22 protein-coding genes are annotated in these 20,070 nt (G+C 64.3%); 6 read left to right on the top strand and 16 right to left on the bottom strand.

Annotated features, from left to right (window positions below; all coding sequences use genetic code 11):
• Positions 1–49: 49 nt before the first annotated feature.
• From DCG74_RS16150 to DCG74_RS16140, 3 genes are all read right to left on the bottom strand, one after another.
• Positions 50–1,369: a TRAP transporter large permease gene (locus DCG74_RS16150; protein ID WP_172783951.1), complete on the bottom strand. Its 1,320-nt coding sequence runs from the start codon at positions 1,367–1,369 to the stop codon at positions 50–52.
• Positions 1,366–1,881: a TRAP transporter small permease gene (locus tag DCG74_RS16145; protein WP_172783950.1), complete on the bottom strand. Its 516-nt coding sequence runs from the start codon at positions 1,879–1,881 to the stop codon at positions 1,366–1,368. Before DCG74_RS16145 ends, DCG74_RS16150 begins: the two co-directional genes overlap by 4 nt.
• Before the next feature lie 82 nt (positions 1,882–1,963).
• Positions 1,964–2,962 carry a TRAP transporter substrate-binding protein gene (locus DCG74_RS16140; protein WP_172783949.1) on the bottom strand — a complete coding sequence of 333 codons (999 nt, stop codon included), beginning with the start codon at positions 2,960–2,962 and terminating at the stop codon, positions 1,964–1,966.
• 80 nt (positions 2,963–3,042) lie between these two features.
• On the opposite strand from DCG74_RS16140, the gene DCG74_RS16135 reads away from it, so the two are divergent.
• Complete coding sequence (locus DCG74_RS16135; RefSeq protein ID WP_172783948.1) at positions 3,043–3,222, top strand: hypothetical protein; 180 nt, start codon at positions 3,043–3,045, stop codon at positions 3,220–3,222.
• An 88-nt stretch (positions 3,223–3,310) separates the two neighbouring features.
• On the opposite strand, the gene DCG74_RS16130 is transcribed toward DCG74_RS16135, so the two are convergent.
• Complete coding sequence (locus DCG74_RS16130) at positions 3,311–3,544, bottom strand: hypothetical protein (protein ID WP_172783947.1); 234 nt, start codon at positions 3,542–3,544, stop codon at positions 3,311–3,313.
• Between the two features lie 137 nt (positions 3,545–3,681).
• Between DCG74_RS16130 and DCG74_RS16125 the strand changes: the two genes are divergently transcribed.
• Entirely contained in the window at positions 3,682–4,026 is a 345-nt protein-coding gene (locus tag DCG74_RS16125; protein ID WP_172783946.1) for a DUF1236 domain-containing protein, read from the top strand.
• A gap of 106 nt (positions 4,027–4,132) precedes the next feature.
• Here the strand turns inward: DCG74_RS16125 and DCG74_RS16120 are convergent, their stop codons facing one another.
• From DCG74_RS16120 to DCG74_RS16105, 4 genes are all read right to left on the bottom strand, one after another.
• Positions 4,133–5,677, bottom strand: coding sequence for a heme peroxidase family protein (locus tag DCG74_RS16120; protein WP_172783945.1), 1,545 nt, complete (start codon positions 5,675–5,677; stop codon positions 4,133–4,135).
• 251 nt (positions 5,678–5,928) lie between these two features.
• Positions 5,929–6,201, bottom strand: a complete 273-nt coding sequence (locus DCG74_RS16115; RefSeq protein ID WP_172783944.1) for a hypothetical protein — start codon at positions 6,199–6,201, stop codon at positions 5,929–5,931.
• 143 nt (positions 6,202–6,344) lie between these two features.
• Positions 6,345–7,076, bottom strand: coding sequence for a cytochrome c biogenesis CcdA family protein (locus DCG74_RS16110; RefSeq protein WP_172783943.1), 732 nt, complete (start codon positions 7,074–7,076; stop codon positions 6,345–6,347).
• Positions 7,077–7,282: 206 nt separating this feature from the next.
• On the bottom strand, positions 7,283–7,549 hold the full coding sequence (locus tag DCG74_RS16105; protein ID WP_025034806.1) for a hypothetical protein: 267 nt from the start codon (positions 7,547–7,549) through the stop codon (positions 7,283–7,285).
• Positions 7,550–8,032: 483 nt separating this feature from the next.
• Here DCG74_RS16105 and DCG74_RS16100 point away from each other — a divergent pair, with 483 nt between their 5' ends.
• From DCG74_RS16100 to DCG74_RS16085, 4 genes are all read left to right on the top strand, one after another.
• The gene (locus DCG74_RS16100; protein ID WP_172783942.1) at positions 8,033–9,082 is read left to right on the top strand and encodes a LysR family transcriptional regulator; all 1,050 of its coding nucleotides are present in this window, start codon (positions 8,033–8,035) and stop codon (positions 9,080–9,082) included.
• Between the two features lie 29 nt (positions 9,083–9,111).
• Positions 9,112–9,483 carry a helix-turn-helix domain-containing protein gene (locus tag DCG74_RS16095; protein ID WP_020608151.1) on the top strand — a complete coding sequence of 124 codons (372 nt, stop codon included), beginning with the start codon at positions 9,112–9,114 and terminating at the stop codon, positions 9,481–9,483.
• 309 nt (positions 9,484–9,792) lie between these two features.
• Entirely contained in the window at positions 9,793–10,614 is an 822-nt protein-coding gene (locus tag DCG74_RS16090) for an enoyl-CoA hydratase (protein ID WP_172783941.1), read from the top strand.
• A 105-nt stretch (positions 10,615–10,719) separates the two neighbouring features.
• On the top strand, positions 10,720–11,001 hold the full coding sequence (locus tag DCG74_RS16085; RefSeq protein ID WP_172783940.1) for a hypothetical protein: 282 nt from the start codon (positions 10,720–10,722) through the stop codon (positions 10,999–11,001).
• 41 nt (positions 11,002–11,042) lie between these two features.
• Here DCG74_RS16085 and DCG74_RS16080 read toward each other — a convergent pair whose 3' ends face one another.
• The 8 genes from DCG74_RS16080 to DCG74_RS16045 all read right to left on the bottom strand — a co-directional run bounded on the left by DCG74_RS16080 (position 11,043) and on the right by DCG74_RS16045 (position 20,034).
• Positions 11,043–12,122 carry an isocitrate/isopropylmalate dehydrogenase family protein gene (locus DCG74_RS16080; protein ID WP_172783939.1) on the bottom strand — a complete coding sequence of 360 codons (1,080 nt, stop codon included), beginning with the start codon at positions 12,120–12,122 and terminating at the stop codon, positions 11,043–11,045.
• A gap of 131 nt (positions 12,123–12,253) precedes the next feature.
• A complete protein-coding gene (locus DCG74_RS16075) occupies positions 12,254–13,321 on the bottom strand; it encodes an alcohol dehydrogenase (RefSeq protein WP_172783938.1) in 1,068 nt (355 codons plus the stop codon).
• 75 nt (positions 13,322–13,396) lie between these two features.
• Positions 13,397–14,353 carry an ABC transporter ATP-binding protein gene (locus DCG74_RS16070; protein ID WP_373569530.1) on the bottom strand — a complete coding sequence of 319 codons (957 nt, stop codon included), beginning with the start codon at positions 14,351–14,353 and terminating at the stop codon, positions 13,397–13,399.
• An 11-nt stretch (positions 14,354–14,364) separates the two neighbouring features.
• Positions 14,365–15,357 carry an ABC transporter ATP-binding protein gene (locus tag DCG74_RS16065; RefSeq protein ID WP_172783936.1) on the bottom strand — a complete coding sequence of 331 codons (993 nt, stop codon included), beginning with the start codon at positions 15,355–15,357 and terminating at the stop codon, positions 14,365–14,367.
• Positions 15,354–16,226 carry an ABC transporter permease gene (locus tag DCG74_RS16060; protein ID WP_172783935.1) on the bottom strand — a complete coding sequence of 291 codons (873 nt, stop codon included), beginning with the start codon at positions 16,224–16,226 and terminating at the stop codon, positions 15,354–15,356. The genes DCG74_RS16065 and DCG74_RS16060 overlap by 4 nt, the downstream gene beginning before the upstream one ends.
• The gene (locus DCG74_RS16055; protein ID WP_172783934.1) at positions 16,213–17,163 is read right to left on the bottom strand and encodes an ABC transporter permease; all 951 of its coding nucleotides are present in this window, start codon (positions 17,161–17,163) and stop codon (positions 16,213–16,215) included. The genes DCG74_RS16060 and DCG74_RS16055 overlap by 14 nt, the downstream gene beginning before the upstream one ends.
• 7 nt (positions 17,164–17,170) lie before the next feature.
• Complete coding sequence (locus tag DCG74_RS16050; protein WP_172783933.1) at positions 17,171–18,706, bottom strand: ABC transporter substrate-binding protein; 1,536 nt, start codon at positions 18,704–18,706, stop codon at positions 17,171–17,173.
• 131 nt (positions 18,707–18,837) lie between these two features.
• Positions 18,838–20,034 carry a CaiB/BaiF CoA-transferase family protein gene (locus tag DCG74_RS16045; protein WP_172783932.1) on the bottom strand — a complete coding sequence of 399 codons (1,197 nt, stop codon included), beginning with the start codon at positions 20,032–20,034 and terminating at the stop codon, positions 18,838–18,840.
• Positions 20,035–20,070 lie beyond the last annotated feature (36 nt).

Genomic DNA, 20,070 nt, shown 5'->3' with positions numbered 1-20,070 from the left:
TCGCGGCCGATCCCGCGGCTGCCGGCCGCGGGATCGCATGATCAAGCGCTCATTTGAGCATCTCCGGCACGATCAGGCGCGGCAGGAACAGCGATACGCTGGGCCAGACGATGAGCGCCGCCAGCACGAGCAGCATCGGGATCAGCATGATCACCGTGTCCTTCAGGGCATAGCGCAGCCGCACGCCGGCGATCGAGCAGGCGATCATCAGACAGAGGCCATAGGGCGGCGTCACCAGTCCGAAGGCCAGCGACACGATAGAAATGATCGCGAACTGGACCGGATGGAGATCGACGGACTTGGCGAGCGGCTCCAGCACGGTGCCGACGATGATGATCGCCGGGATGGCGTCGAGGAAGCAGCCCACCACCAGAAAGCAGAATGCGATGAAGAAGCCCGCCGTGACCGTGCCCATGCCCCAGGTCGAGACATTCGCCAAGAGTTCCTGCGGGATCTTGTAGTAGGCCAGCAGCCAGCCGAACGCGCTCGCCGTGCCCACGCAGAACAAGGCAACGCCGGCCAGGCGCCCGGTATCGAGCAGCGCCTTGTACAATTCGCGTAGACCTGTCTCGCGATAGAAGAATGCAGAGAGCCCTACGGAATAGAGCACTGCGACGCAGGCGGACTCGGTCGCGGTGAACCAGCCGAGCAGAATGCCGCCGACGATGATGAACGGCGTCATCAACGCCGGTATCGACCGCCAGATCGCACATCGCATCTCGACCCAGGTCGCCTTCGGATAGGTCGGATAGCCGCGGCGCACCGCATAGATGTGCACCGTCGCCATCTGCGCGCCCGCGATCAAAAGGCCCGGCACGATGCCGGCCAGATACATCGCCGCGATCGAGGTCGAGATCAGCCCGCCCCACACGATCATCAGGATCGACGGCGGGATGATGACGGCTAGAACTGCAGACACCGCCGTGATGGCGATGGAGAACGAAAGATCGTAGCCCTCCTTGCTCTGCGCATCGATGAAGATCTTGGACTGGCTGGCGGCATCGGCCGTCGAGGAGCCCGAGATGCCGGCAAAGAACACCGACAGCACGACGTTGATCTGCGCCAACGATCCCGGCCAGTGCCCAACCATCGAGCGCGACAGCGCCACCAGACGGTCGGTGATGCCGCCGATGCTCATCAGGTTCGCCGTCAAGAGGAAGAACGGCACCGCGAGCAGGATGAAGGAATTGTAGGCGTTGAAGGTTTCCTGGGCGAGCATCATCGGCGACAGGCGCGGCTCGATCAGAAGGATCGGTACGCAGGCAAGGCCGAGCGCAAAGGCGACCGGAACGCGCACGATCAGCAGGCCGATGAAGACCCCGAACAGCACCATCGCGGCCTGTCCGGCAGAAAGTACAGTGCCGCTCATCTCTGTGCCCCGACCAGAACGCGCATTTCATCAAGGATCTGTTCGCCCGCAAACACGATCCACGTCACGCCGGCCGCCGGCCAGGCGACGTGGATCAGCCAGAGCGGCAGATCGGCCAGCTCCGACGTCCTGTTCCAGGCAAAGCGCGTGAATTCGATTCCGGCCAACACGAACACGAGGGCCAGTGCCAGCACGCCGAGCCGCGCGATGATCCGCACCGCGGCCTCCGACCGCCGCGACAGATCGGGCCACACGTCGACCTCGAAATGCTGCGCTTCGCGGATGCCCACCATGGCGCCGATCATGATGGTCCAGATGAACAGGAATCGCGCCATCTCCTCCGTCCAGATGTAGGAGGGAATGAACGGCGTGTAGCGTGAGACGATTTGCAACGTGACGGGGATAACCAGGATGCCGACGCAGGCGGCAAGCAGGAATTCCAGCAATTTCGCGTAGGCCGCGGTGACGCGACGCCACAGCGAGGGTGTGGACGGGACGTGCATTTCGGACATTGGAGCTCCGTACGGCGCTCATCCGCCATGTCCGGGCAGGAAGCGGGGCCTGCCCGGGATGCTGTCGGCGGACAAGGCGGCCTCAGACGATGTTGATCTTCTCGAAAATGCCCTCCGCGCCGATCTCCTTGGCGTAGGTGGCCATCACGGGGTCGGCGAGCTTCTTCATGGCATCCCGCTCCTCGAACGGAACGCGCTTGAGCTTGCCGGCCTTCTCCAGCGTGTCGAGCTTGACGACCTCCTCGCTGGACTCGAGCTGGCGGCCGTAATCGCCGGCCTCCTTGCCCGCCTTCATGATCGCGTCCTGCAGATCCTTCGGCAGGGTCTTCAGCGTCTTCACCGAGAAGCAGATCGGCCGGATCGACACGGCGTGCTGGGTCAGGTTGAGATGCGGGGCCACTTCGTAGAACTTCATCGCCTCGACGCCGGCCGCCTCGTTCTCGCCGGCCGATATGACCCCGTTCTGGATCGCGTTGTAGATCTCGTTATAGGCGATCACGGTCGGGCTCATGCCGACGGCCGCGAAGGTCTTCGACCAGATCGGCGCGCCCTGCACGCGGACCTTGAGGCCTTTGAGATCGGCGAGGGTCTTGAGCGGCTTGTTGGCGAAGATGTTGCGGATGCCGCCGCCGGCATAACCGATCAGAACGACCTCGGCCTTGGTCGCGACCTCGTCGGCGATCGGCGCCAGGATATTGGCTTCGACCACCTTGTTCATGTGCTCGATGCCCTTGAACACGAAGGGCGCATCGATGAACGGGGCCGCCTTGGCGAAGGTCGACATGTGGGCCGGCGAGACGATGCCGTAGTCGACTGCCTTGCCCTGCGACATGTATTCGAAATACTGCTTCTCGAGGCCGAGCGAGGAGTTCCTGTGCAAGGTGAAGTTGACGGGCTTGCCGTAGTATTTCTTCACCAACTCCTCGAACCGCAGCAGGGCCCGGTTGAAGGCATGATCGTCATTGAACTGCACGGCACCGTTCAGCGTGATCGGAGCTTGCGCCCTCAGGATCGACGGCATGCCAATGGCAGCTGCCGCAGTGGTTGCGCCGATCCCAGCGAGAAATGACCTTCGCTTCATCGTCTCCCCTCCCTTTGATGCTCCAGCCCTGTCGCCGGGCCGTGAGCGCAGCCGTTATGCGGCTTGTGAGAGGCAAGCGTATGAAAAACCTCGACGGGACGGAAGTGATTTCGCGTGCGTTGCCGGCCCTCATCGTCGCGGCGCTGCTCCGGCACGACCTGCTGCACTGCAACGGGCGCTCCGGCCGGCGCGCTCAGGAGGCAGCCGTGCGGACCTGTGCGCTGCACGCAAGAGGACCGCGCGGCTCCTCGAAGCCCTAATGCAAATGACCGATCAGATAGATGCCGCCGCCGATCACGATGATCGCCGGCACGGCCCACAGAATCAACACTGGCATCACGCTCCTCCTTAGTTGGACGTGCAGACCTTGACCGTCTTCATGCCGCTCTCAGCCTCAGTGCGCGTCTTGTAGATCGTGCCCGAGGGACTGACGACGGTCATGGACGTGTCCGTCGGCTTCTTGTCGACGATGGTGCACTTCTTGGTCTTGACGTCCTGGACGACGTAAAACTCGTCGGCCGCGAACGCCGGCAGGGACAACGCAGCAACCATCAGCGCTGCGGACGCTATTCTCAACTTCATGTTCTCCTCCTCCAGATTGCAGGGCTCGTTGCCTGCTGATCCCAACGGGAAAAACTGGCAATTTGTTCCTAATCGCCGGGAACGCCACCCGCGATGAGATGTTGGTGCGGCGCTATTCACCTCAGAGGAGAACCAGGATGAAGAGGCTGTTCCTGCTGTCCGCCGCGGCAGCGTTGATCTCGACCGGCGCTTTTGCGCAATCCACCGTGGTGACCACGACGGGAACCGGCCATGCGGCCGCGGTTCAGATCGAGCCGCAATACAGGACCAAGATCAAATCCTACGTCACCGAACATCGCATCCGCCCGGTCACGACGAAGGAGAAGATCATCGTCGGCGCGACGGTGCCGAGCGACGTCGAGCTCGAGGCGGTTCCGTCCGATTGGGGCCCGTCGCTGACGAAGTATCGCTACGTCTATTCGGGAGAGCGCGTGATGCTGGTCGATCCCGGCTCACGCACCGTCGTGCAGGAAATCGACTGATCAGGACGGGAGAGCGGCCGTCTCCGCGGCGGCCTCCCTCCCCGAGTTGATCGCATGACGTCGATCTGTCCGGAAAACCGCGTCGCGCGGTTTTCCGGATCATGGTCTAGACCGTCGAGATGCCGTCGATCGGGCTGATGTCCCCGACGAAACGCAGCAGATCGGCCATCGTGAACTCGCCCGGCACCTGCGAGGGCAGCGTCGGCTTCCAGTTCTTGCCCTTGAGCCAGAGATACGACTGGTGGTCGCCATGGACGAGGCCGACGAAGACCTCGGCGAGCAGGGTCGCGCCGACCGGCCCGAGCCTTTCGCCGCCGCCCCGCTGTTCCGCCTCCTTGAGGATGTAGTACCAGAGCGGGGTGTGCTCGTGCAGGCCGTGCTTCTTCGCCACCGCGCCGTCGGTCCCCTTGGAGATTTCGGCCGGCGTCAGCGGGTTCTTGATCTTCATGGCCTTGGCGACGTCCTGCCCGGAGGGCAGGCCCAACAGCACGCCGCGCTTGAGATTGCGGAACGGCAGGCTGCCGCCGTCGCCGGGCAAGGTGTGGAGTTGCGGCACGACGAACGGATCGATCTTGCGCGACGGATTGAGCGTCACGCCGGCAGGATTGTTCGGCAGCACCTGATAGAAGCGCCGCCAGTCGATGATCCAGTTGCTCGAAAGCACCGGAAGCGGGAGCGGCGGCTGAATCGGGTTTGGCGCCAGATCGCCGATGATGCCGCCCGACAGCCCGGTGAACCTGAACAGCAGATCCAGGGTTGCCGGAGTGAGGCCGCCGGGCGTGAAGATCCGGTTGTGGCTATAGACCTGGCGCACCATGCTGTGGCCGAGACGGTAGACGGCGGCTGAAAATTCGACGGGCATGTAGGGTGTCTTCTTGAAGCGGTAGAAACGCCGCCCCTGCTCGAGAATCTTCGCGACGGTCCCCTTCTCGGTGATCCGCTCCACGAAATCGTGCAGGACCATCCATTGGTAGTGCCAGGTCACGATCCGGCGCGCTTCCTCGAAGATCTCGCCCGCCGGCTTGCCGGACGCTGCGAGCTGATCGCAGACCTTGTTGTGAAACTTCAGCATCGCAAGATGGGTTTGCGCGACGAGCAGGTTCTCGTCGTTGCGGTGATCGCCGATCAGGGCAAACCCCTCGGGATTGCGCGGCAGGTCGCTGCGATGATCGCCCGTGATGGCATCGACGTTGACGGTCTTGCCAATCAGCAGCTTGGGCCCCGGCGTCTTGCCGTTGTCGGTCGCCGAATTGCGCGCGTACAGATGACGGCTTCCGTCGGGACCGAGACCATAGATGCTGTCTAGATCGAGCGCGGGCGTGCGAAAATTCGTGACCGCGGTCGGATCGGCTTCCTTCTCGCCGAAGGAGGTCAGATCGAGCGTGATATCATGATCGACGAATTGCCCGAGATAAGTGAAACCCGCTGGGACATTGGGATTGTTTCCGGCGGCGTCGCCGGGGGCGGGATCCTTCATCGCGTCGGCGAGTTCATGCAGCGGACCGTCGTCGACAGCCAGCGGCTCCAGGGTCGGAAACATCCGGCCAAACATGCCCGGATCGTCGTGTCCGGAAAGCGTATCCAGAAATTGTCGCGTCGGTTGACGTCCGGCCTTGCCATGACCGGGATGAACATTCACGTCGGTTCCCATCGCTTGCTCCTGCTCAAAATGCTGTAGGGGAGAGGGGCGCCGAAGATGTCGTGATCTAAAATTCTCGTTTCAGTATACGTTCAGAAGAATTGCCCCTCAGGGTGTAGTACGACGAAACATTACCACAGATTGCATTCTATGGATGTGTCCTACCGCGAGGCTTTTTGCCCCACCGACGACACAGGCTTTTGATCGCCCGCAGCTCGAGCAGGAAAGACTAAGGCGCGATCGACCGCCGGCCCAATCGGGCTTCAGCGTTTGGCAGCGAACCGCGACCAGATCTCAGCGTCGGTGTAGAAGTCGACGCCGCCATCGAGATCTCTCACCAGCCATTCGCCGAGATAGACGATCTGAGTGCCGCTGCGCCGCTCGTGCCGAAGCTCGAATTTTCCGTCGGCATCCTTCTGCAGCGAGCAATTCGACTGAACCCAGCTCGGCCACTCCTGCAACGGCTGCCCCAAAAATTGCCAAGCAACCAAAGCCGCGTTGTCCGGCAAGGGTTCTAAGCGCAATGTCTTGGTCACGTGATCTCCACCATGCGAGTTTGTCCCCGATGCAAACGTCTCGGGACCGGAAAGGTTTGGAATCGTCGTTCCCTGACAGCATGCCTGACGGGTTCCAACGGTTCCTCTACTTTTTCGTCCGTGAAAACCCGGTCCCCTGCGCCCTAACCGATCGTCTGCAGCGCCGGAAACGTCTCCAGCAGCCAGATGCTCACATTCGAGACCGCGCCGGTGAGAAAGCCGATGCCGGTGATCACCATCAAGGCGCCCATGGCGCGCTCGACATTGACGAGGTGGCCCTTCATGCGCGCGAACAGCGCGGAGAACTGCTCGATCATCAGCGCGGCGATCAGGAACGGAATGCCGAGGCCTGCGGAATAGACCGCGAGCAGGCCGGCGCCCCTCGTCACCGTGGCTTCCGCCGCGGCGATCGAGAGGATCGCGGCGAGGATCGGGCCGATGCAGGGCGTCCAGCCGAAGGCGAAGGCAAGACCCATGATATAGGCGCCCCACAGGCCGACCGGTTTGGGGATCGGCAGCCGCCCCTCGCGCATCAGAAGGCCGATGCGCGTCAGGCCGAGGAAGTGCAGGCCCATGACGATGATGACGATACCGGCGAGGATCGACAGCTCCGCCGACCAGGCCCGGATCAGCCCGCCGATCAGCGAAGCGCTGGCGCCGAGCGCCACGAAGATGGTGGAGAAGCCGAGCACGAACAGGAGCGCCGACATCATGATCGCGCGCTTGGAGGCCGCGGCCGGCTCGTCGCTCTCGACATGCTCGATCGTGGCGCCCGTGAGGTAGATCAGATAGGGCGGAACCAGAGGCAGGACGCAAGGCGAGAGGAAGCTGACGAGGCCGGCAATCAGCGCCGCCGGGATCGAAACATTTTGCATGATGCAGTCGGAGCCATCTCAGGCCCCGGTACGGCGCGCAGGGAACGCGCCCGGCCCGGAGCCGAACCGGCTCTGGTGTAGCCGATGCCGGAGAATGCGCAACTGAGGCGCACAAAACCAAGGCTCCTCCCGATGCCCTCCGTGATCACAGATGCGGCATCGGGACGCGCACAAACCTCGCCAAAAAGCGGGATTCGGCGGCGCGGCTACTTCACCACGCGGAGCAGCGGACGCCGGGGCTGGTCCTGCGTCTGCTTGGAAGGGGGCGGCGGCTCGCTCGCAGCGCTCCGCAGCATTTCGTCGCACAGCGCCTTGAGATCGGCACTGTCAATTCCTTTCAGTTTCATCCTGACGTCGAGGATGACGATGGACAGCATCTCGGCCGACTCACGGCTGTTGCACGCATTGAGAACCCTGCGGCACTCCTCGAGCGTTTCCAGCACCGACTGCAACTGTTCGTCTGAATGCGACACCGGCGTTCTTTCCGTTAATTCGGCCTGCGAGACGTATCGCTCACGCCCCTTGGGCCCCCCATGGAAAACAAAAGATAGCACGAGGCGACTGCGCCTTCGAACCGGATTTCAGTGTGTTTCTGCTGTGGAACCGTATTTCCGGCCGCCATCGCCATGCGGCACCATCGGCGATCGCCGAAATGCTTTGGGAGCAAACGCCTGATGCGGTGTGTCGATCCATCAGCGGCGACAGCATGGACTTGCGCGCAAGATCATTCATTGCGGACAGCGCCGGCAATCCCGCAGCCATTTTGCGGCTCGCAACGGAACTCACGCCATACCCCTCAGTCGAGCCAATAGTCTCGCCCGAATTTCCAGCTCATGGCAGCATCCAAATACCGCCCTCAGGTAGTAAGGATGACGTTCAAAACTCGTCGTTCCCCAACCCGTCGTGGTTGTGGTTTGCTCCAGATTCTGCCAGTTTAGCTTTCCAAAGGAAATTGTATGCACTCCTTGGCGGAAAGGGGCGTTCCGCTGGCGGAACGCCCAAAGACAAATGTCAGCGGCCTCTCGGATTGGGACACCGCCCGCATATTTTTGGAAGTCGTGCGAAGCGGAAGCTTTCGCTCGGCGGCCGAGCGCCTGTCGCTGTCGATCAACGCCGTGCGGCGCCGGATCGACGATTTCGAACGCCAGACCGGCACCACGTTATTCACCCGCGACGTCCACGGCACCCATCTGACCGATGAGGGCGCGCTGGTGGTCTCCGCCGTCGAGCGCATGGAAGCGGCCACCTTCGACGTGCTGCGCGCCAGCGATTCGATGGCCAACGCCCTGTCCGGCGAGGTCCGCGTCGCCGTCACCGAGGGGCTCGGCACATTCTGGCTGGCCCCGCGCCTGGTCGAATTCCAGCAGGCCTATCCGAAGATCCTGGTCGACCTGCATTGCGCGATGCGCTCGGCCGACGTCTCGCGCCATGAGGCCGACGTCGCCATCCATCTGTCCCGTCCCTCGGCGCTCGACATCAAGCTGGTGCGGCTCGGCCGCATGCATCTGATGTTCTGGGCCTCCGAGAAATACATCGAGAAGCATGGCGCGCCGCGCTCGGCGGCGGAATTGATCAAGCATCGTCTGGTGCTGCAATTCGCCGACCAGCTCGCCGCCAAGGAATCTTTCGAGAGCTTCTTCCCGGGCGTGTCCGAACGTGACCTTCTGGTCATGAAGACCAACGTCTCGAGCGCCAATTATTGGGCGGTCGCGAATGGCGCCGGCATCGGCGTCTTCCCGAGCTACGCCATCGCGCTTGGCGGGAAGTTGATTCCACTGGAGGTCGAGCTGAACCGGCCGCTGGATATCTGGCTGTCCTACCATCCCGGTAGCGGCCGTATTCCGCGCGTGAGGCACATGATTGACTGGCTGATCGAGGCTTTCAATCCGGCTCGTTTCCCGTGGTTTAAGGAAGAGTTCGTGCACCCGCACGAATTCAAGCACTCGTATATGGGCGAACCCCTGACCCAGCTCTTCGGGGGATTTTCAACCGAAGAACAAAGGTGAAAACAGAGATGAAAGCAGCGGCGAAAAGAATGAAGCAGCGCAGCGCGGGCAAGCCGGACATCGAGCTTGGCAAGCGGATTCGTCTGCGGCGCGTCGAGATGAAGATCTCGCAGGCCGAGCTCGGCGAGAAGCTCGGCGTCAGCTTCCAGCAGGTGCAGAAATACGAGAAGGGCGTCAATCGCGTCGGTGCGGCCCGGCTTCAGCAGATCGCCTCCGCCCTCGATGTGCCCGTGACCTTCTTCTACGACGGTGACAACAAGGCCCGCGAAGTCGAGAGCCTGCTCTTCCTCGACTCGGCCTTCAGCCTCCGCCTGCTGCGCGCCTACAGCAAGATCAAGGATCAGACGGTGCAGCGTCAGCTCGTCTCGCTGATGGAATCGATCGCGGCGAACGAGAGCTGAGGCCGATCGACGGTCCGGCCTTCACGGCCGACGTTCAATCCGCCGCGTCACGGGGACGCGGCCGGATTGCACGAGATCGGCTGGATCCGATCTGAACTTGACTTGGCCCGCGCGCGATTCGCGCGTGGCCTTGATTTTCGGAGCGGCCTGACCGCCCCTTTTTCCTGGCAATCTTCCTTCGGGTCTCGGCCCCGTCGTGCGCCATGCAATCGCAGCACGGCCGGATGCAGGCTCTGCTCTCCAGCGCCGGTTGACCGCGGCGGCGCCTGCGCCGCACATTGCGCCTCGCCACCGAGCAGCGAGCGCGCGATGCCAGACACTTTCAGCATGACCGAAAAACCCTACGCCGACGGCAAGATCCTCACGCACACGGCCGACGGCGTCGGCGTGATCACTTTCAACAATCCCGACAAGCGCAACGCGATGTCGCTGGAGATGTGGGAGGGATTTGGCGAGGCGCTGACCGCCTTGCGCGACGACGACAAGGTGCGCGTCGTGATCCTGCGCGGCGCCGGCGGCAAGGCGTTCGTCTCGGGCGCCGACATCAGCCAGTTCGAGAAGGTCAGGCACAACGCGGCGGCGTCCGAGCAATACGCCAGGCGCAGCGCCGCCCAGCGCGCCCTCCTCGCCGACTATCCCAAGCCGACCATCGCCTGCATCGACGGTTATTGCCTCGGCGGCGGCATGCAGGTCGCGATGCTCGCCGACATCCGCCTCGCCTCGCAGGACAGCCAGTTCGGCATTCCCGCGGCCCGGCTTGGCATCGCCTATGGTTATGACGGCTTGAAGCATCTGGTGTCGCTGGTCGGCCCGTCCTGGGCGCGGCTCCTGATGTACACGGGCATGCGCATCGATGCCGCCGAGGCGCTGCGCATCGGCCTCGTCGAGCGCGTGTTCCCGCAAGGCGAGCTCTGGGGCGAGACCATGACGATTGCCGAGACGATCGCGCAGAATGCTCCGCTCGCGATCAAGGCCGCCAAGATCACCATTGCGCAGGTCTTGAAAGACGAGAGCGCACGCGACATGGACGCGATCAAGGCGATCGGCAATGCCTGCATGGACTCGGATGATTTCCGGGAAGGCCGCCAGGCCTTCATGGCAAAGCGCAAGCCGCAGTTTCAGGGCCGCTGAAGCTGAACCGACATTCAGGAAGATTAAATTCCGCGCGCGGCCCAGTCGCCATAGCAACCAGTTGATCTCCCGCAAGTTCTCCCGCCACCAACGAGGGAGATTGCGATGAAACTCAGAATTGCTGTTCTTGCGCTGGCTGCGGTGGGTGGTGTGTCGCTCGCGTCGGGACCGGCGCTTGCGGCAATGCCGAACGGTATCCCGCAGGCCGACAAGATCGCAAGCGGTCCGGCTGCGAATATCGATCAGGTCCGCATGGTCTGCAACGCTTGGGGCCGCTGCTGGTGGCGACCAAACTATTACGGTGCCTATGGCTATTACGGCCCACGCCGTTTCTACGGGCCACGGCCATATGGCTATTACGGCCACCGCCACTGGCGTCGCTGGTAAATGACGTAGGGCCCCGAGGACCGCTTTCGCGCGCGCTTCAACTACAGCGCCGCAAGCACCGCCTTCGTGATGTCAGCCGTGCCGTTGCTGCCGCCGAATTCCATCGGCTTGATGCCGCCGGCATAGACTTGGTCCACCGCACGCTCGATCGTCTCGCCGGCCTCCGCGGCGCTCTCGACGCCGTGTTTGTCGGCGAGCCAATCCAGCATCATCGCGGCGGACAGGATCATGCCGGTGGGATTGGCCTTGCCCTGCCCCATGATATCGGGCGCCGTGCCGTGGCAGGGCTGGAACACCGCGTACTTGTCGCCGATGTCGGCCGACGGCGCCATGCCGAGGCCGCCGATCAGGCTCGCGGTGATGTCGGAGACGATGTCGCCGAACATGTTCTCCATCACCATCACGTCGAAATCCCAGGGACGCTTGACCAGCATCGCCGAGCAGGCATCGACATAGAGCCGGTCGGTCTTCACGCCTGGATGCTTCTTCTCGATCTCGTCGAAGATGCCGCGGAAGAACGCAAAGGCCTTGAACACGTTCGCCTTGTCGACGCAGGTGAGCGCACCGGGCTTGCCGCGCGCCTTGCGCCGCTCGGCGAGGCGGAACGAGAACTCGAACAGGCGCTCGGAGGTTTTGCGCGTGATCACCATGGTCTCGCGCGCGTCCTCATGGGTGACGACGCCCTTGCCCATCGAGGCGAACAGTCCTTCGGTGGACTCCCGGATCACGACGAGATCGATGCCGCGCTGGTCCGCGCCGACGATCGGGCTCGGCACGCCCGGAATGAGGCGTGCGGGGCGCACGCCGGCATAGAGATCGAAGATGAAACGCAGCTCGATCTGCGGCGCGATCTCGGTATTGTCGGGGTAGCGCACCGATGGCAGGCCGCAGGCGCCCAGCAGGATCGCGTCAGCCTCCTCGCAGAGCTTGATGGTGCTATCCGGCATCGACTTGCCGGTCGCGACATAATGGTTGGCGCCGGCCGGAGCCTCGGTGAAGCGGAAGCCGAGGCCGGATTTTTCGCCGACCTTGCGCAGCACCTCGAGCGCCGGCGCCATGACCTCCGGACCAATGCCGTCACCGGCGAGCACGGCAATGTGGAAGGCGTTGTTTGCGGACATGGAAGCCTCGAGGAAGGAGTTAGCCAAGTCGTCATTGCGAGCGAAGCGAAGCAATCCAGAATCTTTCCGCGGAGGCAGCCTGGATTTCTTCGTCGCTTCGCTCCTCGCAATGACGACGGAGAGAGCGTTCGTTACGGCGTCAGCACCGTACGCCCTACCACCGCGCCCTGCTGCAATTGCAGCAGCGCGTCGTTGGCCTTGGCGAGCGGTTGCTGCGTCACCGGGATCGGCGGCACCTTCTTCGACCGCACGAGGTCGAGCAGCTCCTGCGTTTCGCGCAGGTTTCCGACATAACTGCCCTGGATCGTCACTGCCTTGATCGGAATCAGCGGCAGCGCCCAGGTCGCACCGCCGCCGAACAGGCCGACGATGACGAGCTTGCCGCCTTTGGTCAGGCAATCGAAGCCGAGCTGCGTCGTAGCAGAGTTGCCGACGAGGTCGATCACGGCGCGGATCGGCCCGCCGGCCTTCTTCGCAAGCTGCTCCAGTGCATCCGGCGCCTTGGGATCGACGGTCGCGAGCGCGCCGGCCTTCTCCGCGGCCTCGCGCTTCCTGGCGTCGATATCGACCATGATCGCGCCCTTGCCGCCCATCGCTTTCAGCAGCGACAGCGCCATCAGGCCGAGACCGCCGGCGCCGAACATCACGATCGGCGTGTCGAAATGCTGCTCGACCTTCTTCAGCGCGCTATAGGTGGTGACGCCGGAGCAGGCATAGGGCGCGGTCGTCGCGGGATCGAGGCCCTTCAGATTGAGCAGGTAGCGCGGATGCGGCACCAGCATGTGATCGGAATAGCCGCCGTCGCAATAGACCCCGAGCGAGCGCGGCGTCAGGCACATGTTCTCGTCACCGGCGAGGCACGTGGCACATTTGCCGCAGCCGATCCAGGGATAGACCAGGCCGACATCGCCGACCTTCAGGTCGCCCTGGTCGGTCGGCTTCACGTCCGGGCCGAAGGCGAGGACCTCGCCGACGGTCTCGTGGCCCATGGTCAGCGGCAGGTTGATGCCGCGGTCCTTCAACGAGAGCGGCTTGCGGCCATGGCCGAGATCGTAGCCGCCTTCCCAGATGTGAAGGTCGCTGTGGCAGACACCGGCGGCCTTCACCTTGATCAGCACCTGCGTGCCCGCGGGCTGCGGCGTCGCCTCGTCGAACTCCTGCAGCGGTGCCTTGAAATCGGCAACCTTGAAACTCTTCATCGGCGTCCTCCCGCATGCTTCTTGTTGTCGCACCACCATGCCACGGTCGGCGCGGCGAGACAAACCGGTCTTAGTTCAAGCCAGCGGATGGTGGCAAGCCGCGAACTGGCCGGGAGCGACCTCGCGCAACTCCGGTATCTCCGCGCTGCATCGCTGATCGGCCCGCGGGCAGCGGGTGCGGAAGCGGCAGCCGGATGGTGGCGCAATCGGCGATGGCGGCTCGCCGGCCGCCACACTTTCGGCGGGACGAACGTCTGGATCGGGCACCGGGATCGCCTGCAACAGCAGCGCGGTGTAGGGATGCGCAGGCCGCGCGAACAATTGCTCGGAAGGGCCGACCTCGCAGAGCCGGCCGAGATACATCACCGCGACGCGATCGCTGACCGCTTTGACCACCGCGAGGTCATGGGCGATGAACAGCAGCGTCAGGCCGAAGCGCGCCTTCATCTCCTCCAGCAGGTTGAGGATCTGCGCGCGAATGGAGACGTCGAGCGCCGAGACCGGTTCGTCGCAGACGATGAATTCGGGGTTGAGCACCAGCGACCGCGCGATACAGATGCGCTGGCACTGGCCGCCGGAGAATTCGTGCGGCAGGCGGTTGGCCACGAGATCGGGGTCGAGCCCGACCGCAGAGAGCACCTCGTGAACGCGCCGTTTGCGTTCGGCGGCATCCTTGACGCCAGCGATGATCAGCGGCTCGGCGACGATGTCGCCGATGCGCCGGCGCGGGTTGAGCGAGGCGATCGGGTCCTGAAAGATCAGCTGCACGCGGCGGCGCATCCTGCGCAGCGCCTCGCCCTCCATCGCGGTGAGGTCCGCGCCGTCAAACATCACGCGGCCGGACTTGGCGCGGCGCAGTTGCAGCACGGCGCGGCCGAGCGTCGACTTGCCGCAGCCGGATTCGCCGACCAGTCCGAGCGTCTCGCCGCGCGCAACCTGGAGGCTGACACCGGAGACGGCATGAACAATCTTGTTGCCGAGGCCATATTCGACGACGAGATTGTCGACGTTCAGAAGCGGCGCGGGGCGCACAGCAAGCTGCATCATGCCTCGATCCCCTCCGTCATCCGGATCGGGTGGAAGCAGGCATAGACATGCCCCGGCATCTCGGCACTCGTCAGGACCGGTTTGGCCTCATGACAGCGCGCGGTGGAATAATTGCAGCGCGGCGCGAAGGAGCAGCCCTTCAGCGGCCGCGTCGGATCGGGTGGACGGCCCGAGATCGCCGGCAGCGGCGTATGCGGCGCGGCATCCAGCTTCGGGATCGCCGCCAGCAGCGCCTCGGTGTAGGGCATGTGCATGCGCTTGAACAAGACCTGCGTCGGCGCGCGCTCCACCACCCGGCCCGCATACATCACCGCGACCTCGTCGGCGCGGCCGGCGACGACGCCGAGATCGTGGGTAATAATGATCATCGCCATGTGGCGGCGGCGCTGCTCGCGCGCGAGCAGATCGAGGATCTGCGCCTGGATGGTGACGTCGAGCGCGGTGGTCGGCTCGTCCGCGATCAGGAGCTTCGGCTCGCAGGACAGTGCGATCGCAATCGCGATGCGCTGGCGCATGCCGCCGGAGCATTGATGCGGATATTGCGCGAGCCGCTGCTCCGGCGCGGGAATGCCGACGGCGGCGAGCAGCTCGATGCTGCGCGCCTTCGCGGCGGGGGCGTCGAGCTCGAGGTGCTCCTGGATCGTCTCCATCAGCTGCGTGCCGATGGTGAGCACCGGGTTGAGCGAGGTCATGGGGTCCTGGAACACGACCGCGAGATCGCGTCCGCGCAAGCGCCGCAGGCTTTCAGGCTCGAGCCGCACCAGATCCTGTCCGTCGAACATCACCCGGCCCGTCAGCTTCGCCTTCTTCGGCAGCAGCTGCAGCACGGCGCGCGACAGCATGGTCTTGCCGCAGCCGGATTCACCGACGATCCCGAGCGTGCGTCCGGCCTGCAGCGAAAGGTCGACGTGATCGACGGCGCGCAGGTTTCCGCGCGGGGTCGGCAGCTCGACCGCAACATCCTCGATGGTCAAGAGCGGCGCGCTCACAGTGCCCCCTGACGTGGATCGGTGAGGGCCCGCAAGGTGTCGCCGACGAGGTTGAAGGCCAGCACGGTGAGGAACAGTCCGGCCGCCGGCAGGAACGCCAGCCGCGGCGCGACGTCGAGGCTGTCGCGTCCCTCCCCGATCATGCTGCCCCAGCTCGCCATCGGCGGCGGCACGCCGAGGCCAAGGAAGGACAGCGCGCCCTCGACCACGATGGTGACGGCGACGCCGAGCAGGAAGAAGGCGAGCAGCGGCAGGATGACGTTCGGCAGCAGCTCGCGCAGGAGGATGCGCGCATGGCTGGCGCCGAGCGCCTCGGCCGCGATCACGAACTCGCGCCGCGCCAGCGTCAGCGTCGCCGCGCGCGCCACGCGCACGAAGGCGGGAATGCCGAGCACGCCAAGGACCATTGTGAGGTTAGGGACCGACTGCCCGAGATAGGCGACCACCGCGAGCGCGAAGATCAGCGGCGGAAAGGCGAGCAGGACGTCCATGCTGCCGACCACCAGCGTCTCGAACCGGCCACGGAAATAGCCGGCCAGCAGGCCGAGCGCGCCGCCGATGACGAGGCCGATCATGGGCGCGATCAGCCCGACCGCCAGCGACACCCGCGCGCCAAAGATCAGCCGGGCGAGCTCGTCGCGGCCGAGCCCGTCGGTGCCGAGCCAATGCTCCCAGGAGAAGGCGGCGCGCCGTTCCAGCATGTCCATGTCGACGGGGTTCTGCAGCGGCAGCACCGGCGCCAGGATCGCGAGCGAAAGGATGATCGCAAGCCAGGCGCTTGCGATCCAGAACAACAGGCCGAGCTTGCGCTTGCGGCCGACCGGCGCAACCGCCTCCTCGTCCTGGATCGACAGCTCAAGCGTGGCCATGGCGGATCCTCGGATCGAGCACGGCGTAGAGCATGTCGACGATGAAATTGACGATGACGAAGCCGCAGGCGACCAGCAGCACCACGCCCTGGAGGATGACGAGGTCGCGGGTGTAGATCGCCCCGACCAGCAGCCGGCCGATGCCGGGCAGCGCGAAGATCGATTCCACGATCAGCGTGCCGCCGAGCAGGCGGCCGATATTGATGCCCGTCACCGTCACCAGGGTCAGCGACGAAGGCTTGAGCGCATGCACGAACAGGATGCGCGATGGCTTGAGGCCCTTTGCTTTGGCCAGCGCAATGTAATCCTCCTGCAAGGTCGCGATCATGTCGGAGCGCAGCACGCGCATGATGCCCGGCCATTCCGCCAGCGCCAATGTCAGCGCCGGCAGCACGAAGAAGCGCAAATTGGCCAGCGGTGCCTCGGTGAACGGCACATAGCCGGTCGCCGGCAGCCAGCGCAGCTCGACCGCGAAAAGATAGATCAGCAGGATCGCGGTCAGGAACGACGGCATCGACAGCATCGCGAACGCGCTGCCGGTCATGAAGCGGTCGAACGCGCCGCCGGCGCGCGCGGCACAGGCGATCGCGACGGGAACGCCGATCAGGAGCCCGATGAACTCGGCCATCAGCATCAGCTGCAGCGAGACCGGGATGCGCTCCGCCACCGCCTGCAGCACGGTCTGCCCGGTGCGGAACGAGCGGCCGAGATCGCCCTGCAACACATGGCCGAGCCAGCTCAGGTATCGCCACCACAGCGGCTGGTCGAGCCCCATGTCGCGGCGCAGCGCCGCGACATTCTCCGGCGTTGCCTGGTCGCCGAGAATGACGAGCGCGAGATCGCCCGGCAGCAGCGAGGCGATCAGGAACGTGAGCAGCGAGACCGCGAGCAGCACCGGCAGCATCGCAAGGAGCCGCCGAACGACGAAGTTCAGCATCGCGAGGTCATTCCAGCCAGGTGGTCGAGACGTCGATCACGCCGTTGTAGATCTTGGGAAAGCCCTTCAGCCTGGCGCTCGACAGCGCGTAGTAAGTGTTCTGGAAGGTCCAGAACCAGATCGCCTCCTTGTTGATCAGGCGGCTGATGGCGCAGTAATCTTCGGTGCGCTGGGTGATGTCGGCGGTGACGCGTGCGTGGTCCAGAAGCCTGTCGAGCTCGGGATCGGAGAAGCCGGCGAGCGCCAGCGGGCTGCCGCTGCGGAAGTTCGCGTACATCTGCGGATCGGGATCGGCGAGATCGACGATGCGCCACGGCGTCAGCTGGAACTGACGGGTGAAGGCGCGCGTCGGAATCGTGGCCTGATCGACCTGCTCGATCTCCATGTTGGCGCCGGCGCGCTTCCAGAATTGCTGCAGCACCTGGCCGATCATGCGGCCGCGGGGCGTTGCGGTCACCAGCATCTTGAACTCGACCGGCTTGCCGTACTCCTTGATCAGCGCCTTGGCCTTCTCGACGTCGAACGGCAGCGCACCGTCGTCCTTGCACTTGACCCAGGAGCCGTCGCCGTAGGGATTGCTCGCAGGTCGGCTGAGGCCATTGCTGATCGCCTGCGACATCTTCGGACGGTCGATCGCCATCACCAGCGCCTGCCGCACCCGCACGTCGTCGAAGGGCGGCACCTTGGTGTTGAAGGCGTAGACTTGCGCGCCCGAGCCCTTGTAGGTGTGCACCGTGAGCTTGGAGTCCTTCTGCGCCTTCATGATGTTGTCGGCGTCGTTCTCGTCGTCCCAGATGATGTCGGCCTCGCCCGATTGCAGCGAGGCGAAGCGCGACTGCGCATCCGGCAGCGGCTTCAGGATGATGCGGTCGAGATAGGGACGGCCCTTGTCCCAGTAATTGGGGTTCTTCTCCAGCACCATGCGGTCGCCGGCGGTCCAGGATTTCAGGATGTAGGGACCGGTGCCGACGGGATTGCGGTTGTAATCATCGCCCTTGGTCTTCCAGGCCGTCGGCGAATGAATGACGTTGTTCGAGCTCTGGATGGTGATCACTGCCGGCCAATTCACCGAAGGATCGGTCAGATTGAAGATCACCGTATGTTCGTCCGGCGCCAGCACCTCCTTGACGTTGGTGATGTAGAAGGCGCAGCGGCACTTGTTGGCGGGGTCCTTCTGCCGGTCGAAATTCTCCTTGAAGGCCTGCGCATTGAATGGCGTGCCGTCGTGGAATTTCACGCCTTCGCGGAGCTTGAAGGTCCAGCTCTTGTAATCGTCGGAATGGGTCCAGGACAGCGCGAGCTTCGGCGCCGCCTCGCCCTTGTCATTCAGCGTTGTGAGCGTGTCGAAGATCGCGGCGGCGGCGGTGAAGGTCGAGGTGTCGTAGACGCCGACCTTGAGCGGATCGAAGCCTGCGATCTCCAGCTCCTGACCGACGGTGATGCTGCCGCCCGATTTCTGCGCCTGCACCGGCGTTGCCAGTGCAAATACCGCAACGAGGAAAATAGGCACGCGCTTGCGTGCCACGGCCGCCGCGTTCGTCATGGTTCCTCCCGGGATCCCGCGTCCGATGTTTCGGATCGTTGAATGACTCGGACGCGAGCTTGGCGACAAATGCTCGCCTCGGCAAGAGGAACCAACGAGAGTTCAAACGCCGCATGTGGCGGCGATGCGACTCAGGATGTCGCGGCTATTTTGCCTGGCGGAATTGATAAGCCGCTCGCAAGGCCGATCTCCTCGCGCAACGCGCTTGTGTGCTCGCCGAGCACGGACACGGTCTTGGCCGGCGTCGTGTCAGCCGCGGACATCCGAAACGGCAGGTTGAGCACCTGGAACGAGCCGCCCTCGTCCCGCACCTCCGAGAGCGCCCGGCGATGTGCAAGCTGCGGATCGGCCAAGGCCTCGGACACGCTGCGATAGGCCGAGGCCGGCACGCCGGCAGCACCAAGAACGCGCAGGCATGCATCGGTCGAAAGCTGCCGCGACCAGACTTCGACGCCATCCATCAGCTCGGCCCAGTTCTCGCGGCGCGCGGCATAGGTGGCGAAGCGTGGATCGGAGACCCAGTCGGGGCGGCCGATCACCCCCATCAGGGCCTGGAATGTCTTCTCGCTGGCGATCGTGATCATGACGTAGCCGCTTGCCGTCTCGGTCGGTCCGAACATCGGGCGTGGCGGCGGCGCCACCGTGAATTGCGAGCTCTGCAGCTCGGTCAGCGTCAGCGACAGCATCGTTTCCAGCATGGAGACGTCGATGTGCTGACCAACACCGGTCACGGTGCGCTGATAGAGCGCGGACGCGATCGCGCCGAAACCGTAGGTCCCGGTGACGACGTCGGCGTGGTAGATGCCGCAATAGTCCGGACGGTTGCGGCCCGGCTGGTAGGCGAGATGCGCCATGTCGTAGCCTGAGGCCGCGTGGATCACCGGGGCGTAGGCCGGCAGTTCGGCCGAAGGGCCGGTCTGGCCGTAGCCGGAGATCGAGCAGTAGATCAGCCTCGGGTTGACCTGACGCAGGCTGTCGTAGTGGAGCCGAAGGCGACGCATCACGCCGGGACGGAAGTTCTCGACCAGAATGTCCGATGTCGCGGCCAACCGGCGCACCGCCTCCTTGCCATCCTCGGACTTGAGGTCGAGGACCACGCTCTTCTTGCCGACATTGAGCTGGCCGAACGCGGTGCTGCAGCCGTTGCGCAAGGGAGGCCGGGTCCGCATCGTCTCCCCGCCGTCGGTCTCGATCTTGATGATCTCGGCGCCCATGTCGGCGAGCATCCGCGTGCAATGGGGCCCCGCGATCGTGGTCGAAAAATCCAGCACCCGCAGGCCTGCGAAGGCCTTTGTCGTCGTCCCCTCATGCTTATCTGCTAGCTGCATGCCTGCCTGCGTCCTCGGAACTCTTTGGAACCGTCG

Origin of the sequence: Bradyrhizobium sp. WBAH42, assembly GCF_024585265.1 — a bacterium.
Taxonomy (GTDB): domain Bacteria; phylum Pseudomonadota; class Alphaproteobacteria; order Rhizobiales; family Xanthobacteraceae; genus Bradyrhizobium.
This window is presented reverse-complemented; position numbering and strand designations above follow the sequence as displayed.